Genomic DNA, 15826 nt, shown 5'->3' on the forward strand with positions numbered 1-15826 from the left:
AACTGATATTCCAACAGGATCGGTTTTGGGATATCCACTGGAACCATAGCAGGGAATTTATACCCTCGCTGGTTTTTATCCCTGCTCTAAAGACATAGGGCTTTCAACTGCTAGTTTTTTGGTAAAATCACCTAAAATCCTCACTTCTGGCTCTAAACACAGTGACCAGTGCTTTTCTACTTGCTCCTGTATATGGTGGATCATGCGGAAGATATCACTAGCCTTAGCATCACCACAGTTAAGTATAAAGTTGGCATGGCGTTCAGCGATTCTAGCACCACCAATTTGGTAGCCTTTTAGACCAATTTGTTCAATTAGCCAGCCAGCAGCATAGGGGTCAGGATTGCGGAACACACTGCCACAGCTAGGTAGGTGGTATGGTTGGGTAGTGTGTCGTCTTGCCAAATGATCCGATGTCAATGAGCGCACCTGTTTTGGGTCAGCACCCGGTTTTAACTGAAATGTTGCCTGGCTGACTATGCGATCGCTACCTTGAAGGATTGAGGTGCGATAGCTAAAGCCTAGGTCTTGGCTACTGAGTTGGGCTATTGAGCCATCAGGGGATAGAACATCTGTATGAAACAGAATATCAGCTGTGGAATTTTTGTGGGCACCAGCATTCATCACCACAGCACCACCAACGGTTCCAGGTATGCCCACAGCCCACTCTAGCCCTTCCCAGCCTCGTTTGGCAGCCTGCCATGCCAGTCTGGCAATCGGTACACCAGCACTGGCGGTAATTCTCCCTGTATCTGCATCAAAGTGAGTATGGCGCAGATAGCGAGTACAAATTACCAAACCCGGCAAACCGATATCGCTGACTAGAAGGTTGGAACCGGCACCTAATAGGGTTAGGGGTAATTTTTGGGAGTGAGCCCACTGGAAACTAGCTTGTAGATCTTCTAGGCTCCGAGGCGCGACGTACCACTGAGCTGGACCTCCCACACGAAATGAGGTGAGTTTGGCTAAGGATACCTGGGACTGAAGTGGACAATTGGTTCCTGGAATATACAACTGTAACTGGGAAGGAGTTTTTTTCTGGGTTAGCACGCTAGTTATCATCAGGAAAATCAGGGTAGAGATTCGGAGCTACAGGCAATGAAAATAATGCCGATTGGTTTTTGGCAGTGGAATTGGCTGAAGTTGCTAGGGGTTAGAGTACCCAGAATAGTTCGTGGAAAGTTGATTCACGAGGATAGTAGAGGATTGAGATCATACTGACCTTCTGAGGTAGGTCTATAGTTAAGATTCCCTAGCTTAATTCACAATTATTGATGCTTTTGGGCTAAATTTTGGTTAACTAAGCCATTGTCAGGCTGTTGGTAAAACCCCATGACCTTAGGAATAATCTGATTCAGATTACCGGCTCCCAAGAATAGGGCTAAGTCCCCAGGACACAGAATTTGGTTGAGAAACTCTACCACTGATTCGAGAGTTGGTTTGTAATGCACATCCTTATGGTTAGATGCGATCGCCTGATAAAGGTTTTCCCCACTAATTTCTCCTAAATCTGGTTCCCCAGCACTGTAGATATCACTGATAACCACTAAGTCAGCATTACTAAAGGAAACACTAAACTCGGGAAGAAACCTCAGGGTACGACTATATCGGTGAGGTTGGAAAATTGCAATTATTCGCTGGTCAGGTTTGACCTGAATTCTTGCGGCAGATAGGGTTGCCTGAATTTCACTGGGGTGGTGAGCATAGTCATCCACAAAACTAATATCATTGCACTTGCCCCGCAGCTCAAATCGGCGTTTGGCTCCCTCAAAGCTAGCGATCCCGGAAGCAATTGCCTCAAATTCCAACCCCAAATTTCGTCCTACTGCTACTGCGGCTAGGGCATTGCTGAGATTATGTTTGCCTAGCAATTTCAGCTCCAACCGACCTAAAACCTGATTCCCCTCCCAAACTCTGGCGCTAGTGCCATGAGCTTCATAAGTTACATCATCAACGCTATAGTCAGCTCCCATATCCCGCCGTAGACTATAGCTGATATTCGGTTTTAGTTGCGTACGCACTGTCTCGCAATCAATACATCCCACTAAATTTTTACAGCGCTTCGCGAACGTCTGGAATATTTCAACAACCTCCTCTAACTTCTGGTAATGGTCTGGATGATCCAGCTCAATATTGGTGACTACACCAATCTCGGCGGAGAGCTTAACCAACGAACCATCGGATTCATCAGCCTCAGCAACCAGTAATGGTCCATTTCCCAGCCTGGCATTACCACCGATAGCATCCACCTCACCACCGATAATCATGGTGGGGTCACAACCCGCTTGCCACAGTAGATAACCGAGCAAACTACTGGTTGTAGTTTTCCCATGAGTCCCAGCAACTGCTATACTGGAATAGTCTTCAATCAACGCCGCTAGTAAATCTGAGCGATGGAAAATCGGGCAACCTAGCTTTAAAGCTGCCTGATACTCAGAGTTTAATGGGTTAATTGCTGTGGAACAGATAACTTGAGGCAAGCCTAAACAGGGTTCGGCTAAAGATATAGTCGGACTTGATTGTGATATTTCTGTGAGCGCTTTTGGGTTCAAACTCGTGCTAACCGTTTTAGCTGCTACGTCTTCACAAGCTGGTGCATTCCTGGATTGGAAAAATTCTAAGTTGGCGGCACACTGCTGTTTGAATATATGAGCACCTACTGCTTGCAAACGTTGCGTGATATGGGTTGTCCGAGTATCTGAGCCAGATACTCGGAATTGGCGTTTGGCTAGGATGTAGGCAAGAGCTGACATCCCAATTCCGCCAATACCAATGAAATGAAATGGTTTATTACTGAAATCAACAGTCTTTGGCATTTTAACTCCTTACACACCACACCGCACACGCCTAATTTGCCAATAACACGCGCTATCATATCAGGAAAAAACAATTCCAGGAATAATTTTTGGGAAATAAGTACATATGTACTGTAAATTAAGACAATAATACCTGAAGTTTGATAACGTAACTGTTACATAACTGATTTTTGAGTACCTCGATTGTCGTATATATTACACGTCAACAAGAGTTCTCAATCCGGAAAAACGTCCTAAGACCCATAAACACCCATAAAATAGCACTAGAGCAGAGCTAGTGGTGATTTTTTGAGCTGATCTCCATCACTCCTAACCATGGGGGTTTAGGACTTACATACCAAACTAATCGCTTGAGACTGGTTAGGGGAGAGGGGCTTTGGGAGCGACTGCATGAAGACATGGCGTGAGTAAAATCAGGTTGCCGAAGCAATATCAGATCTGTGCCATGCCCAGAGGGGACTCTGCTGCCAAAACCTCCAGCTTTGGAGATAAGTATACCCATCTAGCTTTAAAAGGAGTACATCAAACCAGATTAGTTCAGTAAAAGTTTCAAATTGTTTCAACCTTTGCGATATTATTAGAATCATTAAGAAAATATTTACTTTGAATTACAGAGGGCAAGAAGCAGTGATTAGAGTAGCGATCAATGGTTTTGGACGCATCGGACGCAACTTTATGAGATGCTGGCTGACTCGGGAGAATAGCCAGTTAGAGATAGTGGGAATCAATGATACCTCTGATCCCAAGACAAATGCCCATCTGCTCAAATACGACTCAATGCTGGGCAAACTTGATGCAGATATCAGTTGTGATGAAAATTCCATAACAGCTAATGGAAAAACTGTCAAGTGTGTATCCGACCGGAACCCCTTGAACTTGCCCTGGGACTCTTGGGGTGTTGACCTAGTTATCGAAGCGACTGGTGTCTTCCGAGATCAAGATGGGGCTGGCAAGCATATAGCTGCTGGTGCGAAGAAAGTGCTCATCACTGCTCCTGGCAAAGGAGACGTCCCCACCTACGTCATGGGTGTTAATCACGAAGACTACATCGACGAAGGAAATAATGTGATTAGCAATGCTAGCTGTACTACCAACTGTCTAGCTCCCTTTGCCAAAGTACTGCATCAACAGTTTGGCATTATCAAAGGAACAATGACCACAACCCACAGCTACACTGGTGACCAGCGGCTTCTTGATGCCAGCCACCGGGATGTACGTCGGGCTCGGGCAGCAGCGCTCAACATTGTCCCTACCTCCACTGGTGCGGCTAAAGCAGTAGCCCTAGTGATTCCTGAACTGAAAGGGAAACTCAATGGTATCGCTTTGCGGGTACCAACTCCCAATGTATCTATCGTTGACTTGGTAGTTCAAGTGGAGAAAAGTACCATTGCTGAGCAGGTCAATCAAGTCCTCAAAGAAGCAGCTGAAGGTCCACTCAAGGGAATTTTGGCTTACGGCGACGAACCTCTTGTTTCCTGTGATTACAGGGGTCATGATGCTTCCTCAATTGTGGATTCTAGCTTAACTATGGTCATGGGTGGCGATATGGTTAAGGTAGTTGCCTGGTATGACAATGAGTGGGGATACTCTCAGCGGGTTGTAGATTTGGCTGAGTTAGTTGCCCAAAAATGGTCGAATTAGTTGTTAGAGCCTAGTTCGTAAAGCAAGAGACTGGGGAAGAGTGTTGATTCGTTAGGGTTCATAGTTCATTGAACCAATACGTTGAACTTATTCCCCTCTCTCGCTCTAAGTTATTGAATCTAACTTATTAGATTTTGAAACAGCCCTGCTCCCTTAACCGTTTCAATCACCTTCTTGGAAGGAGGGGAGAGGTAAATAATCCCTTAATAAGCATCATCTAGAGTCTTTGTCTAGCTCGACGATATAAAGCCATAATTTTTGGTCTGCCAACATTTTGGGAAAACCCTAATCCTAAACGAAATATTTCTGAAATGTAATACTTATCGCCTTCAGCGATAATGACGCCATTTTCCTTAAGGAGGCTAATGTGTTCTGCAGATAAGCGAATACTTTCTAGTTTAAAAGGGCTTTTTTTCTTATCTGGTTTTAATTGACGTAATTTATTAAATACTTTTTTTAACGGTTCATTTTCTACCTCTATTTCTGTAATTTTTGCTTTGCTGCAGTCAGCCAAACAATCTCGAATTGCTTTGGGAGCTAGAACTCGGTCTTGCCAATAATTCTTATCATCAATGGAAATGGATTTTTCCGCCGCAATTTTAAGAAGACGCACGACATCCCTAGACTGGATTTGTCCATTGTAGTCAGATAATGCGGCAATAACAAACTGACCGGAAAACCTGGATCAAAAACCTGGATCAACGGGTCGAGCGACTACAATCCCAAGGGAATGTCTAACATGTCTGGCATACCGTTGTAAATCACGGGCAATGGTGACTCTACCAGCAGGTGATGCATGAATAAAACCGATATTCCCGTCAGCAGTACGATACACTAACCCAGTGTGGGTGACATCTAGACCAGGAATAGTAGTAGCAATGCCAATAATATCCCCTGGTTGCAGTTGATTGTAGGCTTTCCTAATCTGATCATGGGGAATGAAATTAACAGTTGTCTGCTTCAGATTAGCTTCCATGGCTACAATACACTGGTAATTTGACTCATACCTGACCAAAGATGGGTAATTACCCCTGTGTTTACTCATGTAGTTGAGGGTTTTCTGGCGGGATACTCCTCCTAACTCTAGCGCTATGTTTTTAACTGTGCCCCTTCTCTGATTGTCATCAATCCATTGAGAGAAATAGTGTAATCGGCTGCAATAACCATTGAGATTACCATCCCCATAACGCTGGTCAAGAAGGTGATTTACAAAGGTCTGTTGAGAATAATCCTTTACGGCTATCCCTCGCGCTAGGGCTAGAATGGTTTCGACAAAGAGGACGCAGTCAAATTTATTGAGAGTGATAACTAGGGTTTCTTGGCTAGCTTGGTCTAATAAGTGAGCTTTGTAGCTTGCGCCCAAAAATTGCTGTGCGATCGCTTGCATGATCTCTGGGAGCGGACGCTCAGACAAGTGGTTTGCGATCGCATACTCCATCACCTGCTCGAAACGCTTTTTATCTGCTGGGTCACTAATTTCTGGTAGGGGAAATTGGGCTATCATCAGTGACTCAGCCCGATCGTTTAATGATTCGGATATAGTGCTAGTAATTAATTTGCTAGTAATTAATCGTTTATGGCCTAGTTGACCAGATTCGGACTCAACAGTAGCTTGAGATTCTAAACCAGAAGCCACACAACACGTGAGTATATACAAAAGCGCAGCTAGCCTCAAGCTTTTTTTCATTCTTAAACCTATAAACCTAACCTAAACCGAACGCCAAGGGAGAACCACTTTTGATCTGTTAACCCATATCTATTCACTGGTCAGTGTTAACTATTTCACTAGCCACTTTAGGGTCCACAAAATTATTTTCCTGTTCAACGTTGGCCAATTCTTCTTCTAACACTTGAATCGCGCCAGCGATCCGCAGCAACGTTTGCTTGACATTAGCTTGCTTAGTTTCTAATTCAGCCAAAACTTTTTGACCAGATTCGTACTCAGCTTTGAGTTGTTGAAGACGTTTCTCTAGTTGTTCTTTCATTGTTTAGATATTCTGCTTTAGAGGCTTGTGACTGGCTAGGAACTAATTTAACATTTGTATAATAGTTGACATCACTTGAGTTTATACAACAATAGATCAAAATGTTGTGATCTATTCTCAAGTGATGTCTAGTTAACCAGCTACTAGTTAATCGGCTACTAGGAAACAACTCCCCAATCCATATAAGGCAACCTAGCCGCTGTCGCCCGAATCGCTTCTACTTGAGCAACCAGTTGTCCACAAGTATCCCAAGTCCCAGTCAGCAGCATGTTTCTTGGTCCATCCTCCATAAACACAGAAGCCTGCAACTCACCACAATAGACTTGCATCTCTTCCAAATCCAAGGTCATCGGGATTTCAGGATTCTGATGGAGGCTTGTTTGTAATTGCTTCACGGTTTCTGAGTCAGCTGTGACACAGGGAAGCCCCATCGCCAAGCAGTTACCAAAAAAGATTTCGGCAAAACTCTCTCCGACAATACCTTGAATCCCCCATCTTGCGATCGCTTGAGGGGCATGTTCCCGTGAAGATCCACAGCCAAAGTTACCATTTACTACTAAAACCGTTGCACCTTGATACTGGGGTTGGTCAAAGGGATGTTGTCCGTTAGCTTGAGCGCGGTCATCAACAAAAACCTGTTGTCCGAGACCATCAAAGGTCACACAGCGCAAAAATCGAGCTGGGATAATCCGGTCGGTGTCGATATCATTCCCTACTACAGGAATTCCTGTTCCGGTAATCATCTTTACTTCACTACTCATCAGACCTGCTCCTATACCATCAACTCCCGAACATCAGCCACTTCCCCTTTAACCGCTGCGGCTACAACCATTGCTGGACTCATCAACAACGTCCGTCCTGTGGAAGACCCCTGACGACCTTTAAAATTACGGTTAGAAGAGGAAGCACTAATCTGACTCCCTTGGAGTTTGTCCGGATTCATTGCCAAACACATTGAGCATCCGGGCTCTCGCCACTCAAACCCAGCCTCCACAAAGACTTGATCGAGTCCTTCTGCTTCCGCTTCTTGCTTGACCCGTTCCGAACCTGGAACCACAAAGGCTTTGACTCCCTCAGCCACATGATGACCTTGAGCAAATTTAGCGGCTTCTCGCAGGTCAGTCAGTCTACCATTGGTGCAGCTACCTATAAAACACACATCCACCTTTGTGCCTTGAATTTCTGTGCCTGGAGTTAGCTGCATGTACTCATAGGCTTGTTGTGCGATCGCTCTTTCTGTTTCTGGCAAACTCTCCGGTATCGGAATAGTTTCATTAACGGCAATTCCTTGACCCGGTGTAATCCCCCAGGTCACTGTAGGCGCAATGTCCGCCGCCTCAAACCTAACCACATCATCATATACCGCATCTTGATCGGACCGGATACTGTTCCACCAAGCCACCGCCTGATCCCAATCTGCGCCCTTGGGAGCAAAATCTTTGCCCTTAAGATAATCAAACGTTACCTGATCCGGGTTAACGTAGCCGCACCGAGCGCCCCCCTCGATGGACATATTACACACAGTCATCCGTCCTTCCATCGACATCTGATCAAAGGTAGTACCAGCATATTCATAGGCATAGCCAACTCCACCTTTGACCCCCAACGTCCGGATGATGTGTAAGATTACATCTTTCGGGTAAACTCCTGGGCGTAAACTACCATTCACCTCTATTTTGCGAACCTTAAGCTTAGACAAGGCCAAGGTTTGGGAAGCTAAGACATCACGGACTTGAGAAGTACCAATGCCAAATGCGATCGCACCAAACGCACCATGAGTAGACGTATGGGAATCTCCACAGGCCACCGTCATGCCTGGCTGAGTCAACCCTTGTTCCGGAGCAATCACATGGACAATGCCCTGATTCCCAGAGCCGATATTATAAAATCGAATCCCAAACTCCTTACTACTGTTTTCCAACGCTTGCATCATCTCCTCTGCTAAGACATCAGCAAACGGACGAGCTTGGTTTTCCGTCGGAACAATATGGTCTACCGTTGCCACGGTTCGTTCTGGAAACAGCACCTTCAATCCCCGTTCCCGCAGCATCGCAAAGGCTTGGGGACTGGTAACCTCGTGAATTAAGTGTAAACCAATAAATAGTTGAGTCTGACCCGAAGGCAACGTGCCAACACTATGTAAATCCCAAACTTTGTCAAACAGTGTTCTCGCGCTCATTTAGAAAAGGCTTCTTACCTGGAATCCAAGACAGGGGTAATGTATTTTATCCCCAGATTCTACATTCTATTCTAAAATATGTTCTTTTCAACACATATTTGACAATCTTGGTAAAAAAATTAACAGCGTCCCCATAAGTATTCAGCTATCAGCTATCAGCTTATGGGCTACATCACAGCGCTTGTGGCCTGTGCCACGGTACTTGAGGTGCCATTAGCGATCAGCATTTAGCTTATGGGCTATGGGCAACCTACGATAACAGCTTTTGAATAAAACCAGTGAATAAAACCGGTAAGCATTTGTTTAATCTGTGTTACGGAAAGCTGACTGCTGACTGCTGACCGCTGACCGCTGACTGCTGACTGCTGACTGCTGACCGCTGAATGCTTACGCCTCCCCACCAATGACTAATCATCAAATAAACCTAAGATTGGACCAAGGATAGCTCCGAACACAAATCCACCAGCATGAGCCCAGTAAGCAATTCCTCCCCCCTCCATTCCCACTTGAGCCTGGGCTCCCAGACTAGCTATGCCATTAAACGCTTGCTGTAGAAACCAAAACCCTAGATAAAATACAGCTGGTATCCTAGCTACGAAAAATATGAAAAATAGGGGCACTAGAGTCAGGATTTTAGCATTAGGAAACCTGAGAATATAGGCACCCATCACTCCAGCAATTGCTCCACTAGCTCCTAAAGCAGGGATAGGAGATAGAGCTGAAAAAAACCATTGGGCTAACGCGGCTAAAGCCCCACAAGTGAGATAAAAAATTAAGAACCTTATCCCCCCAAGTTTTTCTTCAATGTTGTTACCAAAAATCCACAAAAATAACATATTGGAGCCAACATGAAGAAAGCCAGCATGGAGAAATTGGGATGTGATGAGAGTCAAGGGTTCTGGCACAGGCTGGCCCACAGGAAAACCCTCGAAGCTAGCGGTTAACTCCCTAGGTACCACAGCATAAAGCCTAAAAAACGTGTCTAGTTCTGGTTTATTTAAGCTAAGTTCATATATAAATACTAAAATATTAATAATAATCAGAAGTATCGTAATATATGGCGTGATTGTGATTGGGTTTTCGTCTCTTAGGGGTACCATAAGTAGTTTCTATGAGTTCACCGAAATATTAACACCAGACTTGCATCTTTGATAGCAGTTCTCAATTAATTTCAATTAGTTGAGGTACTTACTAGGAGTCGAGCTTAGGGAGTAGGGAGCTAAGGCCGTCAGCCACGCTTGTGGCCGAAGGCCAAACGCGAACGGAGTAGGGAGTAGGAATCTACCCAAGCCCCCCTCAATCAGTGTCAGTTACCAGTTACCAGTTACCCTCAATCATGCCACAATTGAGCAACGCCATATTCTATTTAGCTTCTTTCGCGAGAAGCCCCACATCTCAATGGGCAGCATGAGTGTGGGATGAATCGCGGACAGGGTCCCTTGGATGTGGCTTACGGCCGACCCTACGCGAACGGGGAAACGAGCTATCAAACTTCTAATTAATTCGGATTGGGTCATTCCAGGTCGATTTGCTTCCTGCTCTAACTGCCTTCTTTCAAAATTTGTAACTCTAATTGTTAATTTTTTATTTTTCATTTTCGCTTGCCATTTGGCAGTAATTGTGTTATTATAAGTCGATAAACAAGGGTAAGCAAGCGTGAAAATTGCATATCAATATCGATTAAAGCCAACAAAACAACAAAGGGCAAAAATAGATCATTGGCTTTCTATGCTATGCTCCCAGTACAATTACTTATTGGCTGACCGGTTTTCCTGGTACGAACAGAATCGTTGTCCCAGAAATGCTTGTCCCCTTGTTTGTCACCTTGCTGAGTTAAGAGATAACCCAGATTACTACAGTCAAAAAAAGACTTTACCTAATCTCAAAAAAACTCACCCTTGGTACAAAGACATACACTCCCAGGTACTTCAGGATGTTGTAAAAAGGGTCAAGTTAACTTTTGATCGATTTATCAAAGGAGACAAGAACGGGAATAGAAGCGGCAGACCCAGATTTAAAAAGAAACACCGCTATCGCACGTTTACTTATCCCCAAATGAAGGAAGGGTGTTTAGAGGACAATCTGATCAACCTACCAAAGATAGGAAAGGTTAAGGTTATACTGCATCGCCCTATTCCTGAAGAATTCAAGATTAAGACAGCTTCGATAATTAAAAAGTGTGATGGCTATTACCTGGTACTATCCCTAGAGGACGAAACAGTTCCTGAGGTCAAACCTGATATTAACCCCGACTCAATAGTTGGCATTGATGTTGGACTTAAAGAGTTTTTAACCACATCCGAAGGCGAGACGATTGAAATCCCCCAATATTACAGAAAGTCACAAAAACGTCTGAAAGTAATTCAGAAGCGTGTGTCTCGGAGAAAAAAAGGGGGTAAAAACAGACTCAAAGCTATCAAGCAACTTGGAAGACAGCATAAAAAAGTAGCGGATAAACGGAAGGATTTCCATTTTAAAAGCGCTAATTATTTGCTTTCAAAGTATGACGTAATAGCTCACGAAAAATTAAACGTCAAAGGACTGGCTAAATCCCGATTGGCATTATCTGTATTGGATGCCGGGTGGTCAAGCTTTCTGACAATCCTGACAAGCAAAGCCTTAAATGCTGGTTTGTTGGCGGTTCCAGTAAGTTCCCGAGATACTTCGCAGGATTGTTGCAATTGCGGAAAAAAAGTCCCTAAAAAGCTGCATGTCCGTTGGCACGATTGTCCCCATTGTGGGTGCAGCTTGGATCGCGATCATAATGCTGCGATCAACATCCGAAATAGAGCGGAAGGGCAGTCCGTTCTTAAAGCCCAGCGCCTCCTAAGGGATACCCGGATTGGCTGGGAAGCCTACACTGAACCTGCAAGGTCAGTGTAGGAGCTGTCACCTTTTGGTGAATCTACCACTTCAGCAGATTAAATTGTTCCATATCCACCGTATCCCGATTACGATATATCGACAGCACAATAGCTAAACCCACCGCCGCTTCTGCAGCTGCTACGGTAATTACAAACACAGTAAAAACTTGACCCTTAATCCCTGCTGAGTCTAGAAAATTAGAGAACCCCATTAAATTCAGGTTCACCGCATTCAGCATTAGCTCAATGGACATCAGCACCCGCACGGCATTGCGGCTAGTCACTAGACCATAAATCCCGATGCAAAACAAAGCCGCAGCAAGCAGTAAAAAGTATTGGAGTTGAAGTTCCATAAATTATGATGTTTTATGTAGGTAATAGTAGCTTTTCAATGGGTAATTAATGGTTGATTTTTGCTCCTTGCTCGTTGACAGTCAACCTTCAACCAAACACTAACAAACACTAAACTGTTGTCTTATTTAGAATCACCTGGGACAGAAGCAAGCTCCCGAGGACGCTCAGGTAATGTCAAAGCTGTAGCAATTTCCTGATCTCTCGACACCAATTCCTCAGGAATATAATCCCGACGAGCTATGATAATTGCCCCTACCATTGCCATTAACAAAAGTACAGAAGCTAGCTCAAACGGCAATAAAAAGTCACTGAAAAAATGCTGACCAATCTCCACAGCAGTATTAGTAACAACCATAGCTGGCTCAATTTCGACTGACCATGGCGTTACCAAAACCATTGTACTCAGAAGCGCAAACAAACCAATACAGACTATAGCCGTTGACCCAGTGCGCACCCAGCGCTTAGTCATTGGTGTAAAATCCTCTCGCTTATTCACCAACATGATGGCAAATAAAATTAGGACATTGACCGCCCCAACATAGATTAATATCTGTGCTGCTGCCACGAAGTCAGCATTTAGGAGAATATACAATCCAGAAATACCGATGAAAACACCAGCCAGTAAAAACGCTGAGTATACAATGTTGGAAAGAAGGACAACCCCTAAAGCCGCCCCAATCATCATCACCGATAGTATGGCAACAGAAATTATCTGAACCCCTTGGGCTAGATTCATGTTTAACTTATCTCCTCGTGATATATTTTTTGCTAATCGTGATTAGTTATAAGTCATTGGTCACAGTCAACATTCACTAGTTAACCGCCACTAGTTAACAGTTAGTATTAACTATTTTGATAGTTAACCTTGGCCCATAGCCCACGGGAGCGTTTCCAACCTACCCTTGACCGAACGCCAAAGGCGAAAAACCTTGGCCCATAGCCCACGGGAGCGCTTTCAACCTTGAACATTCAACATTCAAGCCTTAACCTTTAACCATTAACTGTCAACCTTGGCCAATAGGCCACGCGATCGCGTTTAACCTCGAAAAGACCAATGACTAAGAACTAACTCTTAACGTCTTCTTCCTTTGATTCCATTTGCTCGAGAATTTCCTCTGGACGCATACCAGCCCGTTGAGAACCTGCTGGCAAATCATGAGGATCCATAACCCCTTTTGGTAGATAAGCCAATTCCCGTAGAGGAGTTACCATCGGGTCTTGGGTAACTTTATAGGGGAGGCGTCCCAGGGCTACATTATCATAGTTCAACTCATGACGGTCGTAGGTAGAAATTTCATACTCTTCCGTCGCTGATAGACAGTTAGTGGGGCAGTATTCAATGCAGTTAGCACAGAAAATACAAACTCCGAAATCTATACTGTAGTGCTTGAGATTTTTCTTCTTAGTAGCTTTATCAAACTCGTAATCTACCACTGGCAAGTTAATCGGACAAACCCGCACACAGACTTCGCAGGAAATACACTTATCAAATTCAAAATGAATCCGACCGCGATAGCGCTCAGAGGGGATTAGTTTTTCGTAAGGGTATTGTACTGTAATGGGACGCCGTTGCATGTGATCAAAAGTCACCGATATCCCTTGACCAATGTAGCGAGCAGCCTGCACAGTTTCTTTAGCGTAGTCGCCAACCTGTTTGAGGAACTTCAGCATAATAATAGTTTAGTGTCTCTCTCTTGTCTTGATTGTATTGCTGAGTATTGTGGTACTGATTTATGAATTCTCAATTATGGACTTTTTCCTAATTATATCCTGTCCGTTTTACTACTTATGAGTATGGATTTATACTGTTTTTTTTACTCAAAAATTATAAATTAAACAGACTTGATATAACTAATAACTAACCACCAAAGGCAATTGGAAATGCCAATTTAAGAGCAGCAGTTAATAGAAGATTTACCAAAGCTACTGGTAGTAGAAACTTCCAGCCTAAGTTAAGCAATTGGTCAATCCGAACCCGAGGCAGTGTCCAGCGTAACAGAATAGCTGTAAAGATCAGGAAGTAAGCCTTGAGCAGGGTCATGGTAATCCCTAAAGAAGCAGTAATCACCTGCAACCAGGAACTGGTTTCACTCACCCCTAGCCAGCCGGCGAGTTTATCCAGAGGAATGGGGAACTCCCACCCACCCAGATAGAGCACTGCTACGAGCAAGGCAGACAACACGAGATTGACGTAGGAACCAACATAGAACAAACCAAATTTCATCCCGGCGTATTCTGTCTGATACCCAGCTACCAGTTCTTCTTCTGCTTCGGGTAAGTCAAAGGGGAGTCGCTCGCATTCTGCCAAGGCCGAAATCCAAAAAATTAGGAAACCTACTGGTTGACGCCAGACATTCCAACCGAGAATGCCGTATCCGGATTGCTGATCAACGATGTCAATGGTGCTGAGGCTGTTGGACATCATGACAACAGCTAGAACCGCTAATGCTAGAGGAATCTCGTAGCTGATAGACTGAGCTGCAGCTCTTAAGCCTCCGAGTAAGGAATACTTATTATTAGAGGCGTAGCCAGACATTAACAAACCAATCGGCTGAATGCTCGACAAAGCAATCCACAGGAATATGCCTGTGCCCACATTGGTAATTACCAAGTTTTGTCCAAACGGTACAATTAGGTAGGAGATAAATACAGGCAGTACAACCAGGATTGGTCCGAGGGTGAATAATAAAGAATCAGATTTGGCTGGAATAACATCTTCTTTGAAGACGAGTTTGATGCCATCTGCTACAGGCTGGAGTACCCCTAGAGGTCCAGCGTATTCTGGACCAATGCGCTGTTGAGCAGCAGCAGAAATTTTTCGTTCTAACCAGACCACTACCAAAACCCCTACGGTGGCAACGGTAATCATTAGAAATAGGGGTAATGGCATCCAAATGGCTTTAGCTGCACCAGCGGGGATGCCTAGATCACTTAGCGATTGAATAAAACTGCTTTGGAGGTCAATTCCTGGATTCATATTTTCCCATGAAGGTTATCATTGAGACCATCGATACCGCTGGTATCAGTGGGTATAAGTTTCTTTATGAAGATTTTTTGAGAACTTCAGTGTCTAGTATATACTTGAGAGCTGAATTTCTCCCCATCACCCAATCACTCCTTGTCTATCCTAGACCTAAAGCATTGCTAGGATAGCTCTATCGCTATTGTTTTTATATATAGGGTTCATCACCAATTGGATGGGAGTGCGATCGCGCTGTATTGATACCGCTTAGGCCACGCTACGCGAACACATTTCTACTTCAAACTTCTACTTAACAGACTTCAAGCTAAACTTTCAAGTACATCGACCCATCTTTGACCCCAATGAGCCTGTGCATAAATCCTGGGTGTCCTCAGCCCCGTAACCCTGATACAGACCTATTCTGCTCAAGCTGCGGTTCTGAGTTATTGCTGGCGGGACGTTATCGGGTCAGCCGATTACTTGGAGAAGGTGGCTTTGGACGAATCTATGAGGTGACTCACAAGGGAATTGCCAAGGTTCTCAAAATTTTGATTAACGATGAACCTAAAGCTGTAGAACTTTTTGAGCAAGAAGCCAGAGTTCTGACTCAGCTCAATCACCCAGGTATTCCTAAAGCAGAGGAAAATTTTACCTTCTTTCCCAGAAACCACCAAACCCCCCTATACTGTTTGGTTATGGAAAAAATCTCTGGGCTTAATTTAGAGGAGTATCAAGAAAAACGAGGAAATCGCCCAATTGATGAAAAATTAGCCTTGGATTGGTTATTTCAAATCGTTGATATTCTCCAAGCAGTTCATCAGGAAAACTTTTTCCATCGAGATATCAAACCTTCTAATATTATTTTGCGTCCAGATGGACAACTAGTATTAATTGATTTGGGTGCGGCTCTTATAGAAAGACGATAGAATGGGGAAGAGTTTTTTAACCCAAGCTGTCCTGTAGCAGTGTTTTGAGAGAAAAAACCGAAGGACTCGACAGGCGCAACCGCAGCAGTATGAGCCAGG

The 15826-nt window shown here is 44.2% G+C and carries 15 protein-coding genes; 3 read left to right on the forward strand and 12 right to left on the reverse strand.

Annotation, left to right across the window (positions count from 1 at the left end; all coding sequences use genetic code 11):
* Positions 1 to 75: 75 nt before the first annotated feature.
* Together murB and murC are read right to left on the reverse strand one after the other, a co-directional pair.
* On the reverse strand, positions 76 to 1062 hold the full coding sequence (gene murB, locus F6K46_RS18940; protein ID WP_293060655.1) for a UDP-N-acetylmuramate dehydrogenase: 987 nt from the start codon (positions 1060 to 1062) through the stop codon (positions 76 to 78).
* 206 nt (positions 1063 to 1268) lie between these two features.
* Positions 1269 to 2816, reverse strand: a complete 1548-nt coding sequence (gene murC / locus F6K46_RS18945) for a UDP-N-acetylmuramate--L-alanine ligase (protein ID WP_293060657.1) — start codon at positions 2814 to 2816, stop codon at positions 1269 to 1271.
* A 627-nt stretch (positions 2817 to 3443) separates the two neighbouring features.
* Between murC and F6K46_RS18950 the strand changes: the two genes are divergently transcribed.
* Positions 3444 to 4457 carry a type I glyceraldehyde-3-phosphate dehydrogenase gene (locus F6K46_RS18950; protein ID WP_293060678.1) on the forward strand — a complete coding sequence of 338 codons (1014 nt, stop codon included), beginning with the start codon at positions 3444 to 3446 and terminating at the stop codon, positions 4455 to 4457.
* A 217-nt stretch (positions 4458 to 4674) separates the two neighbouring features.
* Here F6K46_RS18950 and F6K46_RS18955 read toward each other — a convergent pair whose 3' ends face one another.
* The 6 genes from F6K46_RS18955 to F6K46_RS18980 all read right to left on the reverse strand — a co-directional run bounded on the left by F6K46_RS18955 (position 4675) and on the right by F6K46_RS18980 (position 9721).
* Positions 4675 to 5070, reverse strand: a complete 396-nt coding sequence (locus F6K46_RS18955; protein ID WP_293060659.1) for a hypothetical protein — start codon at positions 5068 to 5070, stop codon at positions 4675 to 4677.
* A 72-nt stretch (positions 5071 to 5142) separates the two neighbouring features.
* Complete coding sequence (locus tag F6K46_RS18960) at positions 5143 to 6093, reverse strand: N-acetylmuramoyl-L-alanine amidase-like domain-containing protein (RefSeq protein WP_293117243.1); 951 nt, start codon at positions 6091 to 6093, stop codon at positions 5143 to 5145.
* Between the two features lie 124 nt (positions 6094 to 6217).
* Complete coding sequence (locus F6K46_RS18965; RefSeq protein WP_075897494.1) at positions 6218 to 6442, reverse strand: hypothetical protein; 225 nt, start codon at positions 6440 to 6442, stop codon at positions 6218 to 6220.
* Between the two features lie 158 nt (positions 6443 to 6600).
* Complete coding sequence (gene leuD, locus F6K46_RS18970; RefSeq protein ID WP_075897492.1) at positions 6601 to 7203, reverse strand: 3-isopropylmalate dehydratase small subunit; 603 nt, start codon at positions 7201 to 7203, stop codon at positions 6601 to 6603.
* A gap of 11 nt (positions 7204 to 7214) precedes the next feature.
* A complete protein-coding gene (gene leuC / locus F6K46_RS18975; RefSeq protein WP_293060665.1) occupies positions 7215 to 8621 on the reverse strand; it encodes a 3-isopropylmalate dehydratase large subunit in 1407 nt (468 codons plus the stop codon).
* A gap of 407 nt (positions 8622 to 9028) precedes the next feature.
* On the reverse strand, positions 9029 to 9721 hold the full coding sequence (locus F6K46_RS18980) for a rhomboid family intramembrane serine protease (protein ID WP_293060667.1): 693 nt from the start codon (positions 9719 to 9721) through the stop codon (positions 9029 to 9031).
* Between the two features lie 556 nt (positions 9722 to 10277).
* Here F6K46_RS18980 and F6K46_RS18985 point away from each other — a divergent pair.
* Entirely contained in the window at positions 10278 to 11504 is a 1227-nt protein-coding gene (locus F6K46_RS18985; protein WP_293060669.1) for a transposase, read from the forward strand.
* A gap of 22 nt (positions 11505 to 11526) precedes the next feature.
* On the opposite strand, the gene nuoK is transcribed toward F6K46_RS18985, so the two are convergent.
* The 4 genes from nuoK to nuoH all read right to left on the reverse strand — a co-directional run bounded on the left by nuoK (position 11527) and on the right by nuoH (position 14816).
* Entirely contained in the window at positions 11527 to 11838 is a 312-nt protein-coding gene (gene nuoK, locus F6K46_RS18990; protein WP_071103186.1) for an NADH-quinone oxidoreductase subunit NuoK, read from the reverse strand.
* A 122-nt stretch (positions 11839 to 11960) separates the two neighbouring features.
* Complete coding sequence (locus F6K46_RS18995) at positions 11961 to 12575, reverse strand: NADH-quinone oxidoreductase subunit J (protein ID WP_075897486.1); 615 nt, start codon at positions 12573 to 12575, stop codon at positions 11961 to 11963.
* Positions 12576 to 12904: 329 nt separating this feature from the next.
* Positions 12905 to 13507, reverse strand: a complete 603-nt coding sequence (ndhI, locus tag F6K46_RS19000) for an NAD(P)H-quinone oxidoreductase subunit I (protein WP_293060680.1) — start codon at positions 13505 to 13507, stop codon at positions 12905 to 12907.
* 190 nt (positions 13508 to 13697) lie between these two features.
* On the reverse strand, positions 13698 to 14816 hold the full coding sequence (gene nuoH / locus F6K46_RS19005; RefSeq protein WP_071103183.1) for an NADH-quinone oxidoreductase subunit NuoH: 1119 nt from the start codon (positions 14814 to 14816) through the stop codon (positions 13698 to 13700).
* Between the two features lie 347 nt (positions 14817 to 15163).
* On the opposite strand from nuoH, the gene F6K46_RS19010 reads away from it, so the two are divergent.
* Positions 15164 to 15727 carry a protein kinase gene (locus F6K46_RS19010; RefSeq protein WP_293060673.1) on the forward strand — a complete coding sequence of 188 codons (564 nt, stop codon included), beginning with the start codon at positions 15164 to 15166 and terminating at the stop codon, positions 15725 to 15727.
* The last annotated feature ends 99 nt before the right edge of the window (positions 15728 to 15826 follow it).

Origin of the sequence: Moorena sp. SIO3E8, from assembly GCF_010692445.1 — a bacterium.
GTDB lineage: Bacteria > Cyanobacteriota > Cyanobacteriia > Cyanobacteriales > Coleofasciculaceae > Moorena > Moorena bouillonii.